Origin of the sequence: Geomonas paludis (genome assembly GCF_014193585.1) — a bacterium.
Taxonomy (GTDB): domain Bacteria; phylum Desulfobacterota; class Desulfuromonadia; order Geobacterales; family Geobacteraceae; genus Geomonas; species Geomonas paludis.
Map to the genome: position 1 here is coordinate 1,093,091 of NZ_BLXY01000001.1, position 17,276 is coordinate 1,110,366.

Below are 17,276 nucleotides of genomic sequence, written 5' to 3' on the forward strand. Positions count from 1 at the left end.
CTTCGTCTCAAGTAATTTCCTTTTCCGCCGAAAGGTGCAAAAGCTGTCTTAGCATCGTGGAGGATTCCAGATGATCAAGCCGTTCAACTGGAAGCGGCACATAGGCGTGGCGCTCGGCTTCATGGCCACGTTCTGGCTCGGGGACGCCCTGCTCGACGCCACCATCATGGGGCGGGAACCCTTCCTGCAGCAGCTCCACGATCCCAATAGCTACGAGATCTGGATGCGGACCTTCTATGCCAGCCTGCTCGGCGCCTTCTTCGCCTCCCTTTCCGTGGTGTGCGAGCGGGGGCGCAGGGTGGAGACGGCGCTGCGCCATTCCGACGACCTTTCCCAGATCTTCCTGGATTCATCCCATGACGCCATCTGTGTCCTGAGCACCGCCGACTACACCGTCGTCAACTGCAACAGCGTCTTCCTCGCCAACTACGCCTTGACCGAAGAGCGGGCCAAGGGGTGCAGCTTCTCCGACCTGGTGGCGCGCCAGGGGCTTGCCGACCAGATCATGAGTCTCATTTCCGACTGTACCTGCAGCGGCACCGCCCTTAACAGCGAGATCTGTTACCGCGCCGGGGGGGGCGAGATCCGTTACGAGGACATCTCCGTGCACCCTATCGGGGACCTGGAGCAGGGTGTGCGCAGGGTGCTCTTCGTGGCGCGGGACATCACGGTGCGCCGCCTGTCGCAGCAGCGGCTGGAGGAGTCCGAGGCGAGGTACCGTGCCATCTTCGAAGACACCGGGACCGCCATGGCCATCATCCTCCCCGACGGCACGCTGCAGATGGTGAACCGGGGCTTCGCGGCGCTGACCGGCCTTTCCCGCCAGGAACTCGAGGGGAAAAGGCTTTGGACCGAGTTCATCGGCAGCTGCGACAGCGACGGGGTCGCCATCCCCGGGGACGACGCCCTTTCCGGCACGCCGCGCCGCAGCTTCGAGGTGCAGCTCTCCGGCAGGGACGCCATCCGGACCATGGCCGGCAACTGGGCCGCGATCGAGGGGACCGACCGCTCCGTGCTCTCCCTGGTGGATATCAGCGCCCACAAGGAAGCCGAGGAGGCGCTCAGGGAAAGCCGGGCCATTCTCGCCGTAGCGCAGCGCATCGCGCGGCTGGGCAACTGGGACTGGGACCTCGGCAGCGACACGCTCACCTGGTCCGACGAGATGTACCGCATCTATGACGCCGACCCGGCCTGTTTCGTGCCGACCCACGAGCTGGTGCTGCAGGCCGTGCACCCCCAGGACCGGGAGCAGGTGGTCCGCGCTGTGAACGACGCCATCTACAACCGCAGCGCCTATCACATGGACTACCGCATCGTGCTCCCCAACGGCTCGACACGCACTCTCTCCGCGCGGGCCGAGGTGACCTACGACGCCCAGGGCAAGCCGCTGCACATGCTGGGCACCGCCCAGGACATCACCTGGCGCATCGAGGCCGAAGATGCCCTCAGGAACTCGGAAGAGAAATTTTCCAAGGCCTTCCATGCCTCGCCGGACTCCATCGTCATCACCCGCGCCGAGGACGGCACCTACATCGACGTCAACGAGGCGTTTCAGGAGATCACCGGGTACAGCCGGGAGGAGGTGATCGGCAGGACCTCCACCGAACTCATGCTCTGGGCCGACCCCGACGCGCGCATGGTCATGCTCAAGCTCCTGAACGAGCACGGTCACGTGCGCAACCTCGACGTGCGTTTCCGGGTCAAGTCCGGTGAGATCCGCGAACTTTTGTGGTCGGCCGACGTGATCGAGTACCAGGGGGAGGCGTGCCTGATCGCCATTTCCCGCGACGTCACCGACCAGCGCCAGATGGAGCGGGAACTGCTGGAAAGCGACGCCCGCCTCTACATGAAGCACGAGGAGTTGAAGAACGTCTTCCACCAGATGGAGGGGATCCGGCGCGAGTGGGAGGAGATCATGGACTGCATCTCCGACCTGTTCATCCTGGCCGACCAGTTCGGCAAGATCCGGCGCTTCAACCGGGCCGTGGAAACCTTCACCGGGATGGCGCACCGCGACATCGTGGGCAGGGACTGTGTCGCCTTCCTCGAGCAGCACGGCCTCAAGGAGCACCTGGAGTCCCCGGGGGTGGAACTGCTGCACAAGCCCACCGGCAAGTGGTTCGTGGTCAAGCGGCACGCCTTCCCGCCGGAGGTGGACGGCTCGGCGCGCGAAGTGGTAATCATTAACGACACCACCACCATCGGCCGGCGCCAGCGTGGCGCGCAGCCCGTCGAAGCCGTACCGGCGCAGGGGCAAACGGCGGGGTAGGTAAACCTTGCAAGATTAAAGGCTTACCCGGCGCGACGCTCATTGGAACTTGACTCGCGGGTTAGAACGTGTTATACGAATGCCTCGCCCAACAAAGGAGGTGCGCATGGCATCATCCGAGCGGAGCCGCAGGCTGGTACGCATCGTCGTCCTGGCCCTGATGCTCCTCCCGATCCACACGCTTCCCCTGCTGGCTGCAGAACAAGTAGCAAAACCGGTAGTAGAAAAGGCAGTAGAAAAGGTAGAACCGCAAGAAAAGTCGGTGGTGAAAAAACTGGTCGGCATAGCCTCCTACTATGCCAAGAAGTTCCACGGAAGAGCGACCACGTCGGGAGAGCGGTATCATCCGGAAAAGATGACCGCCGCCCACCAGAGTCTTCCGCTGGGCACCAAGGTTCTGGTCAGGAACCTCGCCAACGACAAGGAAGTCACGGTTGTCGTCAACGACCGTTGCCGTAAGAAGGGGTTCCCCTTCATCGACCTGTCACGGGCCGCGGCAAGGAAACTGGGGTTCCTCGGGGAGGGCAAGGCCAAGGTGGCCATCATCCCGCTCACCGAGGACGAATCCTAGCAACAAAATACAATCTGGGCGAACAGAGAAAAAGGCCGGTGGCTTGTCCCACCGGCCTTTTTTCTTGCAATGGACAGCAGAAGGGACAGGCTCCGTCAGGTGCCTGTCCCTCTTGCGGAACGCTCCTTTCAGCCCTGCCACCCGCAAGGTAGTAGGGGGACAGGCACCTAGCGGAGCCAGTCCCCTTCCTTGATCCCCCCTCCTCAGCGGGAGGGGGGGAGGAACCCTTCCGGCGGGCTAGTCTGGCCCTGCATACGCAAAAAGGCAGCCCCGGTTAAGGGCTGCCTTTTCATATGGTGCTGCTGCCGGAGTCGGCGGCTACTCTTCCTTTTGCTTCTTCTTCGAGGACTTCTTCTTGGATGAGCCTTTCTTGGAGGACTTCTTGGATGACTTCTCTTCCTTGTCCTTGGACTTCTTCCCTTTCTTGCCTTTCTTGGACTTTCCGCTCGACCCCTTGTGCTTGCGGAAGCTCCTCGGCTCGGGGTTGAACTCGTCCTTGATGTTGCTCAACAGGACCTGGGCCTCTTCCAGCTCCGGGTCGGCCTTCCTGGCGGCCTCGAGCGATTCCTTGGCCTCGGCGATGCGGCCGTCCTTCATCTGCACGCGGCCCATGGCGTTCAGGGCCTTGGCGTGGTCGGCCTTCAGCCGCACCGCTTCCTTGTACTCGTCGGTGGCGGCGCTGTAGTTCTTCTGGAACTCGTACACCAGCCCCAGCTTGTAGTGGGCGTTGGCGTCGTTGGGGGAGAGCTCCACCCCTTCCTTGAGCAGTTTGGCCAGGGAGTCGTAGTTCTTGTTCTTCACGTAGATGGCGGTGAGGGCGGTACGGGCCTCCTGGTCATCCTTCTTCAGGCGCAGCACTTCCTGGTACTCGTTGGCGGCCTGGTCCATCTCGTTGCGCTTGCGCAAAAGGTTGGCGAGCTCGCGGTGGGTCTCCAGCGACTCCGGGTCGAGCTTGATGGCGGCCTGGTAGGCGCTGATGGCCGAGTCGAGGTCCTTGGTGTTCACGAAGGCCCGCGCCAGCTTCAGCTGGGTCGAGGCGTCGGCCGGGTTGGCCTTGATCAGCGCCTGGTACTGCTCCAGCGCCTGCGGGAAGCTTCCCCTCAGCGTGTAGATCTCGGCGAGACGCTGGCGCGCCTGCTGGTTGTCCGGGGTGCTGGAGAGAACCTGGCGGTACTCCACCACCGCCTCGTCCAGGAGCGCCTTGCGCTCGTAGATGCCGGCCAGGTTCAGGTGCAGCTGCGGGTTCTCGCCCTTGTTCCTGATGGCGTCGCGGTAGTAGGACATCGCCTCGTCTTCGCGCCCCACCGCCAGCAGGCAGTCCCCCAGGCGCTGCTGCGCCACGGCGTCGGTCGGCTCCTCGGCGATCCTCAGCCGGTACTCGCTGATCGCCATCTCGTAATCCTTGGCGTTTTTGTACTGGTCGGCGAGGGCCATGTGGTCGACCTTGGGCGTCTCCTTCACCTTCGGGCCGATGCCGGCCAGCACCCGCTCGTACTCGGCGCTCTTCTGGTCCCCCTTGCGGACGTACCCTTCGGCGAGCAGGCGGTGCACTTCCTTGTTGCCCGGCTCGGCGATGGCGGCCTGCTTCAGTTCGGTCACCGCCTTGTCGGTCTCGCCGCGGGCGAGGAGCAGGGCCCCCAGTCCCAGGCGCGCACGGGCGTTGCCCGGCTGGATGGCGAGCGCCTTTTTGTATTCGTCCTCGGCCTTCTGCTTCTGCCCAACCGCGTCGTAGGAGACCGCCAGGTCGTTGTGCAGGGCGGCGTCTTCGGGGAAGGCGGCCAGCGCCTCGGTGTAGTGGAAGATGGCGAGCTGGTGCAGATCCTTCTGGGCCAGGATGCGGGCGAGGCCGCCGTGGTAGCGCGGGTCGCCGGCCTTCAAGCCCTGGGAGAGCTCGACCGCCGCCTCCTCACTGGCCCCTTTCTGCAGGTGCAACAGGCCCAGGTTGCCGCTGGCGGGGTAGAAGTCCGGGTCCAGCGCGAGGGTCTCGCGGTACTCCTGGATGGCGGCGTCGACGTTGCCGCTCCGCTCGAAGGCGAGGGCCTTGAGGTAGCGCCCGGGGGCGCCGGTGGGGCAGAGCTCCGTTACGCGCTTTTCCGCATCCTTCTTCTTTTGTTCGCTTGCCTGCGGCGGCAGTTCCAGGATGATCTTCTTCGCTTCCAGGCAGCTGTTGGTCGCCGGGAAGGGCCAGCTGAAGCCGGTGCTGAACAGGGTCACCGCCAGAAGCGACGACAGTGCTGCGTATCTTTTCATGTAGGGCCCTTTTATTCGAGAGAACGTGTGGTGGGGGCGCAGGCGCCGCGCCGGGGCTCGGCCCGGTGCTGCCGGGCGCTGCCGGGCCATGGGGCCCGGTGAGGTTGCGGGATTATACACATCGGGCCCAATAAATTCAATTCCAAAACGATAATCATTAAGGATCCTGAGATCTTGAGTCCGCAAACCCGCGCCGGGCGGGGAGGGCTCCCAGGTTAAGGCGGATTACCTTGACTTTCATGATAAAGATGGTTAAATCATCTGCACCGGCCACGGGGCCGGTTTTTCATTAATAGCCGTGCAACAGAGGGGCGCGATGGCGGTAATTCCCAAGGAACCTTTGGAATGGCTGAACCTGTTCCGCCAGCAGATGGACGAGATCTTCCGGTTTCTCTCCACGTTGGAGGGGCGGGAAGGCTTCACCGACAAGGAACAGTCCCCGCTGCTAGACATCTACGAAACCGACCGCTCCTTCGTGGTCGAGGTGGAACTCCCCGGCTGCGACCGCAGCGACATCACCCTGAGCCTGTGCTGCTCCACCCTGGTGGTGGAGGGGACGGCACGAGACGAAACGGAGCCGGGCGCCACCTATACCTGCCTTGAGCGCGGCACCGGCCGCTTTTGCAGGGCCATCGAGGTCCCTCCCGGCGTCGACCTGGAGGGGGTGCAGGCGCGCTACCGGCGCGGCCTGCTCACGGTCGAGTTCCCCTGGTGCAAGGGGGAGACGCCGCACATCCGCGAGATCCCGATTCAGTAAGGAGAGGTAAATGGAAAACAGGCAGGAGACCGAAGAACTTAACATACCGGATGTTCTGCCGCTGCTCCCGGTACGGGACGTGGTCGTCTATCCCTACATGATTCTGCCGCTTTTCGTGGGGCGCGAGATCTCCATCGCGGCGGTCGACCACGCCCTTTCCAAGGACCGCATGATCTTCCTGGCCACGCAGCGGGACGTCGGCGACGAGGACCCGGCGCCCGAGGCGATCTACGAGGTCGGCACCGTCGCCATGATCATGCGCATGCTGAAGCTTCCCGACGGCAGGGTGAAGATCCTGGTGCAGGGGCTCACCAAGGGGCGCATCACCGAATACCTGGCCGAGAAGCCCTTCTACTCGGTGCGCATCGACCGCATCATCGAGCCGGCGGCCCCGGAGAACACGCTGGAGTCCGAGGCCCTGATCCGCACCGTGAAGGAAGAGTTGGCCAAGATCGTGGCGCTGGGCAAGGCCGTCTCCCCGGAGGTGATGGTCATCGTCGAGAACATGCAGGAACCCGGCGCCCTGGCCGACCTGGTGGCCAGCAACATCGGCCTCAAGGTGGAGGAGGCGCAGGGGCTCTTGGAGGTGATCGATCCGCTGGAGCGCCTGAAGAAGGTGAACGACCTCCTCAACAAGGAAAGCGAGCTCCTCAACATGCAGGCCCGCATCCAGTCCGCCGCCAAGGAGGAGATGGGCAAGAGCCAGCGCGAGTACTACCTGCGCGAGCAGCTGCGCGCCATCCAGCAGGAACTGGGCGAGACCGACGCCAGAAGCGAGGAGATGGCCGAACTGAGAAAGGCCATCGAAAACGCCAAGATGCCGCAGAACGTGGAGAAGGAGGCCCTGAAGCAGCTCGGGCGCCTGGAGCAGATGCACCCCGACGCCGCCGAGGCGGGGATGCTGCGCACCTTCCTGGACTGGATGGTGGACATCCCCTGGGGCAAGGCGACCAAGGACGCCCTCGAGATCAACCGCGCCTCCGAGATCCTCAACGAGGATCACTACTTCCTGGAGAAGGTGAAGGAGCGTATCCTCGAGTTCCTGGCGGTCAGAAAGCTCAAGAAGAAGATGAAGGGCCCCATCCTCTGCTTCGTCGGACCTCCCGGCGTCGGCAAGACCAGCCTGGGCAAGTCCATCGCCCGCGCCATGGGGAGGAAGTTCGTGCGCATCTCGCTGGGCGGCGTGCGCGACGAGGCCGAGATCCGCGGCCACCGCCGCACCTACGTCGGCGCGCTGCCGGGCCGGATCATCCAGGGGCTCAAGCAGGCCGGCTCCAACAACCCCGTCTTCATGCTGGACGAGCTGGACAAGCTGGGGAGCGACTTCAGGGGCGACCCGTCCTCGGCTCTGCTGGAGGTGCTCGACCCGGAGCAGAACAACAGCTTCTCGGACCACTACATCAACCTCCCCTTCAACCTGTCCAACGTGATGTTCATCGCCACGGCCAACCAGATGGACACCATCCCGGGGCCCTTGCGCGACAGGATGGAGGTCATCAACCTCTCCGGCTACACCGAGGAGGAGAAGCTCGGCATCGCCAAGCGCTACCTAGTGCCGCGCCAGGTGAAGGAAAACGGCATTACCGAGGAGATCGCGGTCTTCTCCGAGGAGGCCCTGCGCACCATCATCGCCAAGTACACCCGCGAGGCGGGCCTTAGGAACCTGGAGCGCGAGATCGGCAGCGTCTGCCGCAAGGTGGCCAGGAAGTTCGCCGAAGGCAAAGGGGAGAAGTTCGTCATCACCGCCGGCACCGTGCCTAAGTACCTCGGCCCCCCGAAGTTCCTGCGCGAGGAGGAGATGGAGAAGAATGAGGTCGGCGTGGTCACCGGTCTCGCCTGGACCCCGGTGGGGGGCGAGGTGCTCTTCGTCGAGGCGACGGTCATGAAAGGGAAGGGTGGGCTGACCCTCACCGGCCAGCTGGGCGACGTGATGAAGGAGTCGGTCCAGGCGGCGCTCTCTTATATCCGTTCCAAGACCGCGGAGTTGAACATCCCCGAGGACTTCAGCTCCACCATCGACATCCACGTGCACGTCCCGGCCGGCGCCATCCCGAAAGACGGCCCTTCCGCCGGGGTCACCATGGCGACCGCGCTGGTCTCGGCGCTCACCAAAATCCCGGTGCGCAAAGAGGTCGCCATGACCGGCGAGATCACCCTGCGCGGCAAGGTGCTCCCCATCGGCGGCCTAAAGGAGAAGATCCTCGCCGCGGCGCGCCTGGGGGTCACCACGGTGATCATCCCGATACAGAACAAGAAGGACCTCGAGGACGTCCCCAAGACCATCCTCAAGAAGCTCAAGATCGTCACCGCCGCCAACATCGACGACGTGCTGGCGGTCGCCCTCGAGAAGTTCCCGCCGCCGGCGCCCAAGGCGGCCAAGCCTGAACCGCCCAAGGCCAAGGTCAGGACCCGCGTTCCGGTCGCGGCCCCGGTGAGGGGCAAGGCTTGAAACTAGCCGAACTGGGCGAATTCGGCCTGATAGACAGGATCAAGGCAAACGTCGCCGCGTCACCCTCGGTGCTTCTGGGCATCGGGGACGACGCGGCGGCGCTGTCTCCCACCCCCGGACAGGTCACCCTGATCACCTCCGACATGCTGCTGGAAGGGGTCCACTTCGACCTCTCCTTCTGCGACCCGCACACCCTGGGCAGAAAATCCCTTTCCGTCAACCTCTCCGATGTCGCCGCCATGGGCGCGCGCCCGCGCCACTTCCTGCTCGGCGTGGCGCTCCCCAAGGACGTTCCGATCGAATTCATGGACGGCTTCATGGCCGGGATGCTGGAGCAGGCACAGCGCTACGGCGCGACCCTGGTAGGGGGGGATACCTGCGCCTCCAAGGGCGGTCTGGCCATCTCGGTGACGGCGCTGGGCGAGCAGCGTCCGGAACTGGTGCTGAAGCGAAGCGGCGCGCAGCCCGGCGATCTGGTCTGCGTGACCGGGACGGTCGGGGACGCGGCGGCGGGGCTCAAGCTGTTGTTTGAAGGGGTGCGGGAAGGATTCCTGGTGGCGCGGCAGTTGGACCCGACACCGCGGGTGGAGGCCGGCGTGGCCTTGGCCGAGGCGGGTGTCGTGACCGCCATGATCGACGTAAGCGACGGGGTGTTGCAGGACCTGGGGCACATCTGCGAGATGTCGGGAGTGGGGGCGCGCCTGGAACTGGCCCGGCTGCCGCTTTCCGGGGACTACCTGGCTCACTGTGGGCACCATCTAGATGTCCCCCTCGCCCTCTGGGAGAGGGGCAGGGGTGAGGGCGCCGCTACCGGCAAGCTGTCTCCTGGCCACGATCCCTTCGCGCTGGCCCTTTCCGGCGGCGAGGACTACGAACTGCTTTTCTGCATACCTGCCGGGAAGGAGGCCGAGGTGGCGGCGATCTGCGCCTCCGTTAATCTCCCGGTCTCCGTGATTGGCGAGATAACCGCGGACGCCGGCATTCAACTCACCGCACCGGACGGCTCCCCCTACACGCCGCCGCGGCGCGGCTTCGACCACTTCGGCGCGGACTAGTCCGCGCTGATCCTCACCGCCACCTTCCTCTCTCTCGGCCCGTCGAACTCGCAGAAGTAGAGCGCCTGCCAGGTGCCCAGGAGGAGCTTGCCCCGGTCGATCAACAGACGCTGGCAGCTCCCCACCAGGGTCGACTTGACGTGGGCCGCGGAGTTCCCTTCGGCGTGGGTGAAGTAGTGCTCGTCCGGCACCAGCCGGTCCAGGAAGTTGGCGATGTCCCGTTTTACCGCCGGGTCCGCCCCCTCGTTTACCGTGACCCCCGCCGTGGTATGCATCACGAAGACGTCGCAGCTGCCGCTCCCCACCATGCTGGCCGCAATGAGCCCCTGCACCATGGCGGTGATGTCGATCAACTCCGTCCGCTCCCTGCTTTTCAATGTCAGGTACTGGATCATCCGTCCCTCCTCCGATGCGCTCGCTACGGGGACTGGCTCCGCAGGTGCCTGTCCCCCTTACCTCAGCTCCTCCCCCTCCGGGGGAGGGGACAAGGGCTACCTCCTGAACAGGCTGCTCCGAATCTTCCCCAGGTACTTGTTCAGGGGGTTCCCCCTGGAGAGGAAGGGGATCACCGGGGATTGACGGTGCCCCAGCGACTGCAGCAGCTTCATGATGGCCGGGCTTTTCCCCACCCTGAGCCCGAGGTTGAGCGTCCGGATCGCCTCCTTCTTCCTCCCGGCGACCAGGTATATCGTACCCAGGCGCAGGAAGTGGTCGGAGTTGCGCGGCTCCCTCTTGATGGCTTCCTGGCACAGGGCCACCGCCGTCTTTACGTTGCCGGTAGCCTGGGCCAGCGCCAGGGCGTACAGGGAGACGTGGTCCGGGGTGCGCTGCCGTTCCATGGCGGCCTGCAGGTAGCGCATCGCCGACGAGAAGCGGCGGGCCTCCAGCTCCTCCTGTCCGAGATGCACCAGTTCGCTTGTTTCCATTTGGGTCAGTTCCGGGTTCACATGCACTCCTGTCTGCAGCGTCTACATTAAGATGGGATACTATACCATTTAATTTGTGACATGGGAAACCTTCAAGTTGCCCCGGCAGCGGCTATCCCCGCGTTATTCTTAGCCGAAGGCGACTGGGGCGGCGAGGCGCTGAGGGTTGAAAAAAAAAGGGATTTGTGTTCTAATCTGCGGCTGTGGAACAGTGCGCGTACATAGGGCTGGGGAGCAACATCGGCGACCGGGAGCTGAAGCTCCTGATGGCGATAGCGGAGCTGGGCAAGCTGCCGCAGACCAGGGTCACCGCCGTATCCCCCTTCTACGAGACCGAACCGGTCGGAGGGGTGCCCCAGGACAACTTCTACAATGCCGTGGTGCGCATCAACACCGAACTGGCGCCGCTGGAACTCCTGGACCGGCTCAAGAAGCTGGAGACCGGGGTCTTCCACCGGGTGCCGTCGCAGCGCTGGGGCGCCCGCAGCATGGACCTCGACATCCTCCTCTACGGCGAGCTGGTTTTCAGCTGCGAACAACTGACCATCCCGCATCCGCGCCTGGCCGAGCGTCGTTTCGCCCTCCAGCCGCTGTCCGACATCGCACCCGACCTGGTGCACCCGACCCTGGGCAAACGCATCGTCGAACTGTTGACCGAACTGACCTCGCCCGAGAAGGTGGTCAGGATTTAGGGGGACGAGTGAAGTTTTTGATCTGGGCGCTCCTGGCGTACCTCGTGTACCGCATGTTCGTCGGGAAATCGTCCGAAAAGATAGCGAAAAAAGAACCTGCCGCCGCCGAGACCTTCCAGGATCCGGTCTGCGGCGTGTACATAGCCGAGGCCGACGCGGTGGTCGGCAGGCTGGAGGGGAAGCGCTACCACTTCTGCTCCATGGACTGTCTGAAAAAATTCGAAGAGATGCAGCAAGGGCACTAACAACACAACCGGAGGAAAGATGAAGTTTTTTATCGACACAGCGGACGTTAAAGAGATTCGGGAGGCCAACGAACTGGGACTGGTGGACGGCGTCACCACCAACCCCTCCCTGATCGCCAAGAGCGGCCGGCGTTTTGAGGAAGTGATCAAGGAGATCACCGAGATCGTGGACGGTCCCATCTCCGCGGAGGTCATCTCCCTGGAGCATGACGGCATGATCGCCGAGGCCACCGAGCTGGCCAAGATCCACCCCAACATCGTCATCAAGCTCCCGATGACCCCGGAAGGGCTCAAGGCGACCAAGACCCTGCACAAGCAGGGGATCAAGACCAACGTCACCCTGATCTTCACCCCGATGCAGGCGCTGCTCGCCGCCAAGGCCGGCGCCACCTACGTCTCCCCGTTCGTCGGCCGCCTCGATGACATCTCCCAGGACGGCATGGGGATCATCGAAGAGATCAGGACCATCTTCGACAACTACGGCATGGACGCCCAGATCATCGTGGCCAGCATCAGGAACCCGGTGCACGTGCTCAACTCGGCTATCATCGGCGCCGACGTCTGCACCATCCCGTACTCGGTCATGCTGCAGCTTGCCAAGCACCCGCTCACCGATGCCGGGATCAAGAAATTCCTGGAAGACTGGGAGAAGGTTCCCAAGTAGTGGGCGACGCGGGAGGCTTCTCCCGCAGATCGGGTAACAAAGGCGTTACTGAGGGCGGGTCCTGGACCCGCCCTTGCTTTATGGTGGGGATTATTCCGGGGACTGGGCGCGCTTGCAGCGCTGCAGGCGGACGTAGACGGCGATGATCACCGCGCTGGCGACGAGGACGCCGATGACCGCCTGGTGCGAGTAGCGCATGATCAGCTCCTGGTTGCTGCCGATGAAGTAGCCGATGAAGGTGAGCACGGTGACCCAGATGCCGGCCCCGAGCAGTGTGTAGAGCGAGAACTTGACGTGGTTCATGCCGGCAAGCCCCGCCGGGAGCGAGATCAGGTGGCGCACCACCGGCAAAAGCCTGCCGATGAAGGTCGAGATCTCGCCGTGGTCCCTGAAGAAGCGCTCCACCTTGGCGAACTTCTCCTCGGTGATGAAGACGTACTTGCCGTACTTCAGGATCAGCGGGCGGCCCAGGTAGTGCGCCGCGAAGTAGTTGGCGTAGGCGCCGACGAGGCTCCCCACGGTGCCGCAGACGATGGCCACGGTCATGTTCATCTGCCCCTGCTGGGCCAGGTAGCCCGCCGGCGGCATCACCAGTTCGCTGGGGATCGGGAAGACGGAGCTTTCCAGGGCCATCAGGAGAAAGATGCCGGGGTAGCCCATGGCCCCTATGGTTTCGACCAGCCACTGTACTGCTGCATGCATGCCTTACTCTCCTTTATCGCTTTCGTTGCCGGCGCCATTCTATACGGCGCAGGCCAAAAAAACGACTAATTTAATATTTTTTCCGTCCTGCGCAGGGGACGGCCGGGGATGAGCCTCCCGCCGGCCCGCGCGGGACGCACATGAAAGGAAACATGGACAAGCAGATCTTCGTCATCGGCCACAGAAACCCGGACACCGACTCGATCGCCTCGGCCGTCGCCTACGCCCACCTGAAGCGGGCGCTGGGGGACGAGCGGGTCACCGCGGCCATGGCCGGCAACCTGAACCCCCAGACCACCTGGCTTTTGGGGCGGCTCGGCATCGAGGCGCCGCTGTACCTGGCCGACGTGCACCCCAAGGTGCGCGACGTGATCCAGCGCACCCCCATCACGGTGGCCGCCGACGCACCGCTTTTGACCGCACTGGAACAGTTCCATCACAACTCCATCAGGGTGCTCCCGGTGCTCGACGGCGCCGGTGTTCCCAAGGGAGTGATTCCGCTGAGAAAGATCGCCGAGCGCTCGCTGGTCACCGGCGCGGAGTCGCTGCGGCTGGTCTCGGCCTCGCTCGCCTCGCTGGCCGCCTGCCTCTCCGGAAGCTTCCTCGCCGGGAGCGCCGATGCCGCCGTCGAGAGCCTGCACCTCTTCGTGGGGGCCATGGCCGAGGAATCCTTCATCGACCGGATCTCCGGCTTCGATCCCGCCACCCTGGTCGTCGTGACCGGCGACCGCACCTCGATCCAGAAGGCCTCCATCGAGCGGGGCGTGCGCCTGCTGGTGGTGACCGGCGGCCTCCCCGTCGCCGATGACGTGGTGCGCCTGGCCAAGTCGCGCGGGGTCGCGCTCATCTCCACGCCGCTCGACACCGCGGCCACCGTTTCCCGTGCCCGCCTGGCCACCCCGGTGCTGGCGCTGGCTGTCCCGACCTTCGAGAGTGTTTCCGTCGGAGAACCGCTGGGACGACTACGGGACAAGCTGCTGCACTCGGGTGAGAGCGCGGTGCTGGCGCTCGAGGAGGACGGCTCCCTGGCCGGCGTCGCCACCAAGTCCTCGCTGTTCGCCCCGCTTCCCTACGCCCTGATCCTGGTGGACCACAACGAGCTCACCCAGTCGGTGCCCGGCGCCGAGGACCTGGAGATCCTCGAGGTGATCGATCACCACAAGCTGGGCAATCCCCCCACCAGCAACCCGATCCCCTTCATCACCGCGCCGGTCGGGAGCACCTGCACCATCGTGGCCTCGCTTTACGAGGAGCACGAGGTGGAGCCCCCCGCGCAGATCGCGGCCCTGCTTCTGGCGGGCATCCTTTCGGACACCGTGATCCTCAAGTCCCCGACCACCACGCCCAGGGACCGTGCCACCGTGGCGCGCCTCGCCGCCGTTGCCGGCCTGGACTGGGAAGCGTTCGGCGCCGAGATCTTCGCCGCGTCCGGGGCGCTCTCCGGATACGGCAGCCCCGAGCGGGTGGTCGGCTCCGACTTCAAGCTCTTCAGCCAGGGCGAACTGACCTTCGGCGTCGGCCAGGTCGAGGTGTTCGGCTACGCCGAGTTCAACGAGATGAAGGGCGAACTGCGCAAGGCCCTCGCGGCGCGGCGCGAGAAAGATGGGCTGGAGCTCGCCGGGCTCATGGTCACCGACATCTCCACCGAGAGCACCATGTTCCTCATGGAGGGGGGGCAGGCCTTCACCCGGTTCATGGGCTATCCGCAGCCCGAGCCGCATGTCTTCGAGATGAAAGGTGTCATGTCGCGCAAGAAGCAGTTGGTGCCGCACATGATCAAGGTGCTGGGAGGTCGCTAGATGAAGAAATTCCTGGATCGGATCGCGCAGGGGGTGCTGATCGGCGACGGCGCCATCGGCACCATGCTCTACGCCAAGGGGGTGGCGCCGGAGGCGAACTTCGAGCACCTGAACCTGGTGCGCCCGGAACTGGTGCTGGAACTGCACCGCGAGTACGTGGCCGCCGGTGCGCAGGTGATCGAGACCAACACCTTCGGCGCCAACTGCGCCAAGCTTTCCGCTATAGGCCTCGGTGGCAAGGTCGCCGAGATCAACCGCAAAGGCGCCCAACTCGCCAGGAGCGCCGCAGACGGGCACGACGTCTTCGTGGCCGGCTCCATCGGCCCCCTGGGGCGCGGCAAGAGCGACCTCGCGCCGGAGCAGATCACGGAATGTTTCCGGGTGCAAGCGGCGGCGCTGGCCGAGGGCGGGGTGGACCTCCTGATCCTGGAAACCTTCTCCGAACTGGACGAACTCCTGGTCGCCCTGTCCGCTGCCAGGGAGACCGGACTTCCCGTGGTCGCCAACCTCGCCTTCGGTGAGGGGGGGCGGTTGCCGGGAGGTACCTCCGCCGAGGGCGCCGCGCGTGCGCTCGCCGCTGCCGGCGCCGACATCGTGGGCGCCAACTGCGGCGCCGGACCGCTGGAGTTGCTGGCCACCGTCAAGCGGATCGCTGCCGCCTGCTCGCTGCCGCTGGCCGCCTATCCCAACAGCGGCTTCCCCGAGTACATCGACGGCCGTTACATCTACCGCACCACCCCGGAGTACTTCGCCGATCGCGCCGAGGAACTGGTCGCCGCCGGGGCCTCCCTGGTGGGCGGCTGCTGCGGCACCACCCCCGAGCACATCCGCGCCATGGCCGCCAGGATGCAGGGGAAAGTGGCAGGTGCCGCGCCCTCACCCCTGACCCCTCTCCCGCCTGCGGACCGAAGCCCTTCGGTGGGCGGAGGCCCGGAGGGCGAGGGGGAACTGACCGCCGCGCAACCCCTCTCCCCCCGGGAGAGGGTGCCCGAAGGGCGGGTGAGGGCGCTGCCACGCAGCGAGAGCGCTGCCGCTAGCGAAGCCCTCACCCCCAGCCCCTCTCCCGCCTGCGGACCGAAGCCCTACGGTGGGCGAAGGCCCGAAGGGCGAGGGGAGCTTCAGTCAAGCTTCCTGGACCGTTGGGGTGCAGAGCCGGTGATCACCGTGGAGCTCGACCCGCCCAAGGGGCTCGACTGCGCGAAGGTGCTAGCGGGGAGCCGGGCGCTCAAGGAGGCCGGCGCCCATGCCATCAATTTGGCCGAGAACCCGCTGGCCCGCGTGCGCATGGGAAATCTGGCCCTCGCCTCGCTGATACGCCGCGAAGTCGGCATCGAGGTGATCGCGCACGTCACCTGCCGTGACCGCAACCTGATCGGGATGCAGTCCGAACTGATGGGGGCGAGCCTCTTGGGAGTCACCTCCATCCTCGCGGTCACCGGCGACCCGGCGAGCCTGGGCGACGAGGCGGGGGCGTCCTCCGTGTTCGATCTGAACTCCTTCACGCTGATCAAGTTGTTGAGCGACCTGAACAGCGGGGTCAACGCCTTGGGCAATCCTATCGGCTCCGGCACCGGTTTCACCATCGGCGCCGCCTTCAATCCGAACACGCAGAACATGGAAGTGCAGGTACGGCGGCTGGTGAAGAAAGTGGCCAACGGCGCCCGTTTCGCCCAGACCCAGCCCATCTACGACCTGGCGCGCTTCGAGGACATGATGGAGCAGACCGCGCACCTGGGGATCCCGGTCCTTCCCGGCGTGCTGCCGCTCGTTTCCGGCAGGAACGCCGAGTTTTTGCACAACGAAGTGCCCGGTATCGTCATCCCCGAGGAGATCCGCAAGCGCATGGCCGGCAAGAGCGGCGACGAAGGTGTGGCAGAAGGTCTCGCCATCGCCAGGGAATTCATCGAAGCCGCCAGCGCCAAGGCCGGCGGTTTCTACCTGATCCCCCCCTTCGGCAAATACGAGATCGCGGTGGAGTTGGTTAAGTTCATAAAAAACAAAGCGGAACACAGAGGACACTGAGGTTCACAGAGGGCACAGAGAAAGGGTATATGCAAAACCGGTAATTCCCCCTCGCCCTCCGGGAGAGGGTAGGGGTGAGGGCGTTATGCCTCTGTGACCTCTGTGTACCTCTGGGACCTCTGTGTTCCGGGTTGCTTTTCAACTATTTTGACCTGCATCAATTTCAATAAAGACAAAGGAGCAGATGATGAACACCAAGGACATCCTGGAAAAAGGCGCCATCCTGCAGCGTGACCGCGAAACCTACGCCATCGCCCCGCACATCCCGGGCGGCTTCACGGACACCGCCACCCTGAGAAAGATCTGCGACGTGGCCGACAAGTACAAGCTGGAAGTGAAGCTCACCTCGGCCCAGCGCATCGCCATGTTCGGCGTGAAGGAAGAAGAGCTCGACGCGGTCTGGGCCGATCTCGCCCAGGCCCCCGGCGCGGCTATCGGCCTGTGCGTCAGGAGCATCAAGATCTGCCCGGGCACCCAGTGGTGCAAGAGGGCGGTGCTCGATTCCGCCTCGCTGGGGCTCAAGCTGGACAAGATCTACCACGCCATGGAGCTTCCCAACAAGATGAAGATGGGGGTTTCCGGCTGTCTGCTCGCCTGCTCCGAGTCCGGCGTCAAGGACATCGGCATCGTCGGCCACAACAAGGGGTGGCGCATCCTGGTGGGGGGCAACTCCGGTCCCAGGCCCCGCCTGGCGGAACTCCTGGTGGACAACATCCAGACCGAGGAAGAGGTGCTGGAGATCGTCGCCAAGGTGGTCGAAGTGTACAAGAACGACCCGCAGCAGGGGCGACTGGGCAGGCTGATCGAGGAGAAGGGGATCGAGGCATTCAGGGCGGCCGTGCTCGGCAGCCAGGACGCCGCGGTCGGGAAGTGAC

At 64.6% G+C, this 17,276-nt stretch carries 15 protein-coding genes; 11 read left to right on the forward strand and 4 right to left on the reverse strand.

Annotated features, from left to right (window positions below):
- Positions 1-70: 70 nt before the first annotated feature.
- Positions 71-2,269 (forward strand): PAS domain S-box protein, encoded by a 2,199-nt coding sequence (locus H7687_RS04475; RefSeq protein WP_183345525.1) that lies wholly within the window; start codon positions 71-73, stop codon positions 2,267-2,269.
- Between the two features lie 106 nt (positions 2,270-2,375).
- Entirely contained in the window at positions 2,376-2,840 is a 465-nt protein-coding gene (locus tag H7687_RS04480) for a septal ring lytic transglycosylase RlpA family protein (protein ID WP_183345527.1), read from the forward strand.
- A 318-nt stretch (positions 2,841-3,158) separates the two neighbouring features.
- On the opposite strand, the gene H7687_RS04485 is transcribed toward H7687_RS04480, so the two are convergent.
- Positions 3,159-5,090, reverse strand: coding sequence for a tetratricopeptide repeat protein (locus tag H7687_RS04485; RefSeq protein ID WP_183345529.1), 1,932 nt, complete (start codon positions 5,088-5,090; stop codon positions 3,159-3,161).
- A 316-nt stretch (positions 5,091-5,406) separates the two neighbouring features.
- On the opposite strand from H7687_RS04485, the gene H7687_RS04490 reads away from it, so the two are divergent.
- Genes H7687_RS04490 through thiL form a run of 3 tightly spaced genes read left to right on the forward strand, consistent with a single transcriptional unit; the run spans position 5,407 to position 9,351 of the window.
- Positions 5,407-5,847 (forward strand): Hsp20/alpha crystallin family protein, encoded by a 441-nt coding sequence (locus tag H7687_RS04490; protein WP_183345531.1) that lies wholly within the window; start codon positions 5,407-5,409, stop codon positions 5,845-5,847.
- A gap of 10 nt (positions 5,848-5,857) precedes the next feature.
- The gene (gene lon / locus H7687_RS04495) at positions 5,858-8,296 is read left to right on the forward strand and encodes an endopeptidase La (protein WP_183345533.1); all 2,439 of its coding nucleotides are present in this window, start codon (positions 5,858-5,860) and stop codon (positions 8,294-8,296) included.
- The gene (gene thiL, locus H7687_RS04500) at positions 8,293-9,351 is read left to right on the forward strand and encodes a thiamine-phosphate kinase (RefSeq protein WP_183345535.1); all 1,059 of its coding nucleotides are present in this window, start codon (positions 8,293-8,295) and stop codon (positions 9,349-9,351) included. Before lon ends, thiL begins: the two co-directional genes overlap by 4 nt.
- Here the strand turns inward: thiL and H7687_RS04505 are convergent.
- Complete coding sequence (locus tag H7687_RS04505; RefSeq protein ID WP_183345537.1) at positions 9,348-9,746, reverse strand: secondary thiamine-phosphate synthase enzyme YjbQ; 399 nt, start codon at positions 9,744-9,746, stop codon at positions 9,348-9,350. The genes thiL and H7687_RS04505 overlap by 4 nt on opposite strands.
- 96 nt (positions 9,747-9,842) lie before the next feature.
- Positions 9,843-10,298, reverse strand: a complete 456-nt coding sequence (locus H7687_RS04510) for a tetratricopeptide repeat protein (RefSeq protein ID WP_246404579.1) — start codon at positions 10,296-10,298, stop codon at positions 9,843-9,845.
- A gap of 182 nt (positions 10,299-10,480) precedes the next feature.
- On the opposite strand from H7687_RS04510, the gene folK reads away from it, so the two are divergent.
- Genes folK through fsa form a run of 3 tightly spaced genes read left to right on the forward strand, consistent with a single transcriptional unit; the run spans position 10,481 to position 11,878 of the window.
- On the forward strand, positions 10,481-10,969 hold the full coding sequence (folK, locus tag H7687_RS04515; protein WP_183345539.1) for a 2-amino-4-hydroxy-6-hydroxymethyldihydropteridine diphosphokinase: 489 nt from the start codon (positions 10,481-10,483) through the stop codon (positions 10,967-10,969).
- Between the two features lie 8 nt (positions 10,970-10,977).
- On the forward strand, positions 10,978-11,214 hold the full coding sequence (locus tag H7687_RS04520; RefSeq protein ID WP_183345541.1) for a YHS domain-containing protein: 237 nt from the start codon (positions 10,978-10,980) through the stop codon (positions 11,212-11,214).
- Between the two features lie 19 nt (positions 11,215-11,233).
- On the forward strand, positions 11,234-11,878 hold the full coding sequence (gene fsa, locus H7687_RS04525) for a fructose-6-phosphate aldolase (RefSeq protein ID WP_183345542.1): 645 nt from the start codon (positions 11,234-11,236) through the stop codon (positions 11,876-11,878).
- Between the two features lie 90 nt (positions 11,879-11,968).
- Here fsa and H7687_RS04530 read toward each other — a convergent pair whose 3' ends face one another.
- A complete protein-coding gene (locus tag H7687_RS04530; RefSeq protein WP_183345544.1) occupies positions 11,969-12,580 on the reverse strand; it encodes a DedA family protein in 612 nt (203 codons plus the stop codon).
- 152 nt (positions 12,581-12,732) lie between these two features.
- On the opposite strand from H7687_RS04530, the gene H7687_RS04535 reads away from it, so the two are divergent.
- The 3 genes from H7687_RS04535 (at position 12,733) to H7687_RS04545 (ending at position 17,275) form a co-directional block, all read left to right on the forward strand.
- Positions 12,733-14,379 (forward strand): putative manganese-dependent inorganic diphosphatase, encoded by a 1,647-nt coding sequence (locus tag H7687_RS04535; RefSeq protein WP_183346068.1) that lies wholly within the window; start codon positions 12,733-12,735, stop codon positions 14,377-14,379.
- A complete protein-coding gene (locus tag H7687_RS04540; RefSeq protein WP_183345546.1) occupies positions 14,380-16,401 on the forward strand; it encodes a bifunctional homocysteine S-methyltransferase/methylenetetrahydrofolate reductase in 2,022 nt (673 codons plus the stop codon).
- A gap of 187 nt (positions 16,402-16,588) precedes the next feature.
- The gene (locus tag H7687_RS04545; RefSeq protein ID WP_183345548.1) at positions 16,589-17,275 is read left to right on the forward strand and encodes a ferredoxin-like domain-containing protein; all 687 of its coding nucleotides are present in this window, start codon (positions 16,589-16,591) and stop codon (positions 17,273-17,275) included.
- The last annotated feature ends 1 nt before the right edge of the window (position 17,276 follow it).

Coding starts and splice junctions, on each gene's coding strand:
- H7687_RS04475 (WP_183345525.1), top strand. CDS start 71: ATGATCAAGCCGTTCAACTGGAAGCGGCACATAGGCGTGGCGCTCGGC.
- H7687_RS04540 (WP_183345546.1), top strand. CDS start 14,380: ATGAAGAAATTCCTGGATCGGATCGCGCAGGGGGTGCTGATCGGCGAC.
- H7687_RS04485 (WP_183345529.1), bottom strand. CDS start 5,090: ATGAAAAGATACGCAGCACTGTCGTCGCTTCTGGCGGTGACCCTGTTC.
- H7687_RS04535 (WP_183346068.1), top strand. CDS start 12,733: ATGGACAAGCAGATCTTCGTCATCGGCCACAGAAACCCGGACACCGAC.
- fsa (WP_183345542.1), top strand. CDS start 11,234: ATGAAGTTTTTTATCGACACAGCGGACGTTAAAGAGATTCGGGAGGCC.
- H7687_RS04545 (WP_183345548.1), top strand. CDS start 16,589: ATGAACACCAAGGACATCCTGGAAAAAGGCGCCATCCTGCAGCGTGAC.
- H7687_RS04490 (WP_183345531.1), top strand. CDS start 5,407: ATGGCGGTAATTCCCAAGGAACCTTTGGAATGGCTGAACCTGTTCCGC.
- H7687_RS04505 (WP_183345537.1), bottom strand. CDS start 9,746: ATGATCCAGTACCTGACATTGAAAAGCAGGGAGCGGACGGAGTTGATC.
- H7687_RS04480 (WP_183345527.1), top strand. CDS start 2,376: ATGGCATCATCCGAGCGGAGCCGCAGGCTGGTACGCATCGTCGTCCTG.
- lon (WP_183345533.1), top strand. CDS start 5,858: ATGGAAAACAGGCAGGAGACCGAAGAACTTAACATACCGGATGTTCTG.
- H7687_RS04530 (WP_183345544.1), bottom strand. CDS start 12,580: ATGCATGCAGCAGTACAGTGGCTGGTCGAAACCATAGGGGCCATGGGC.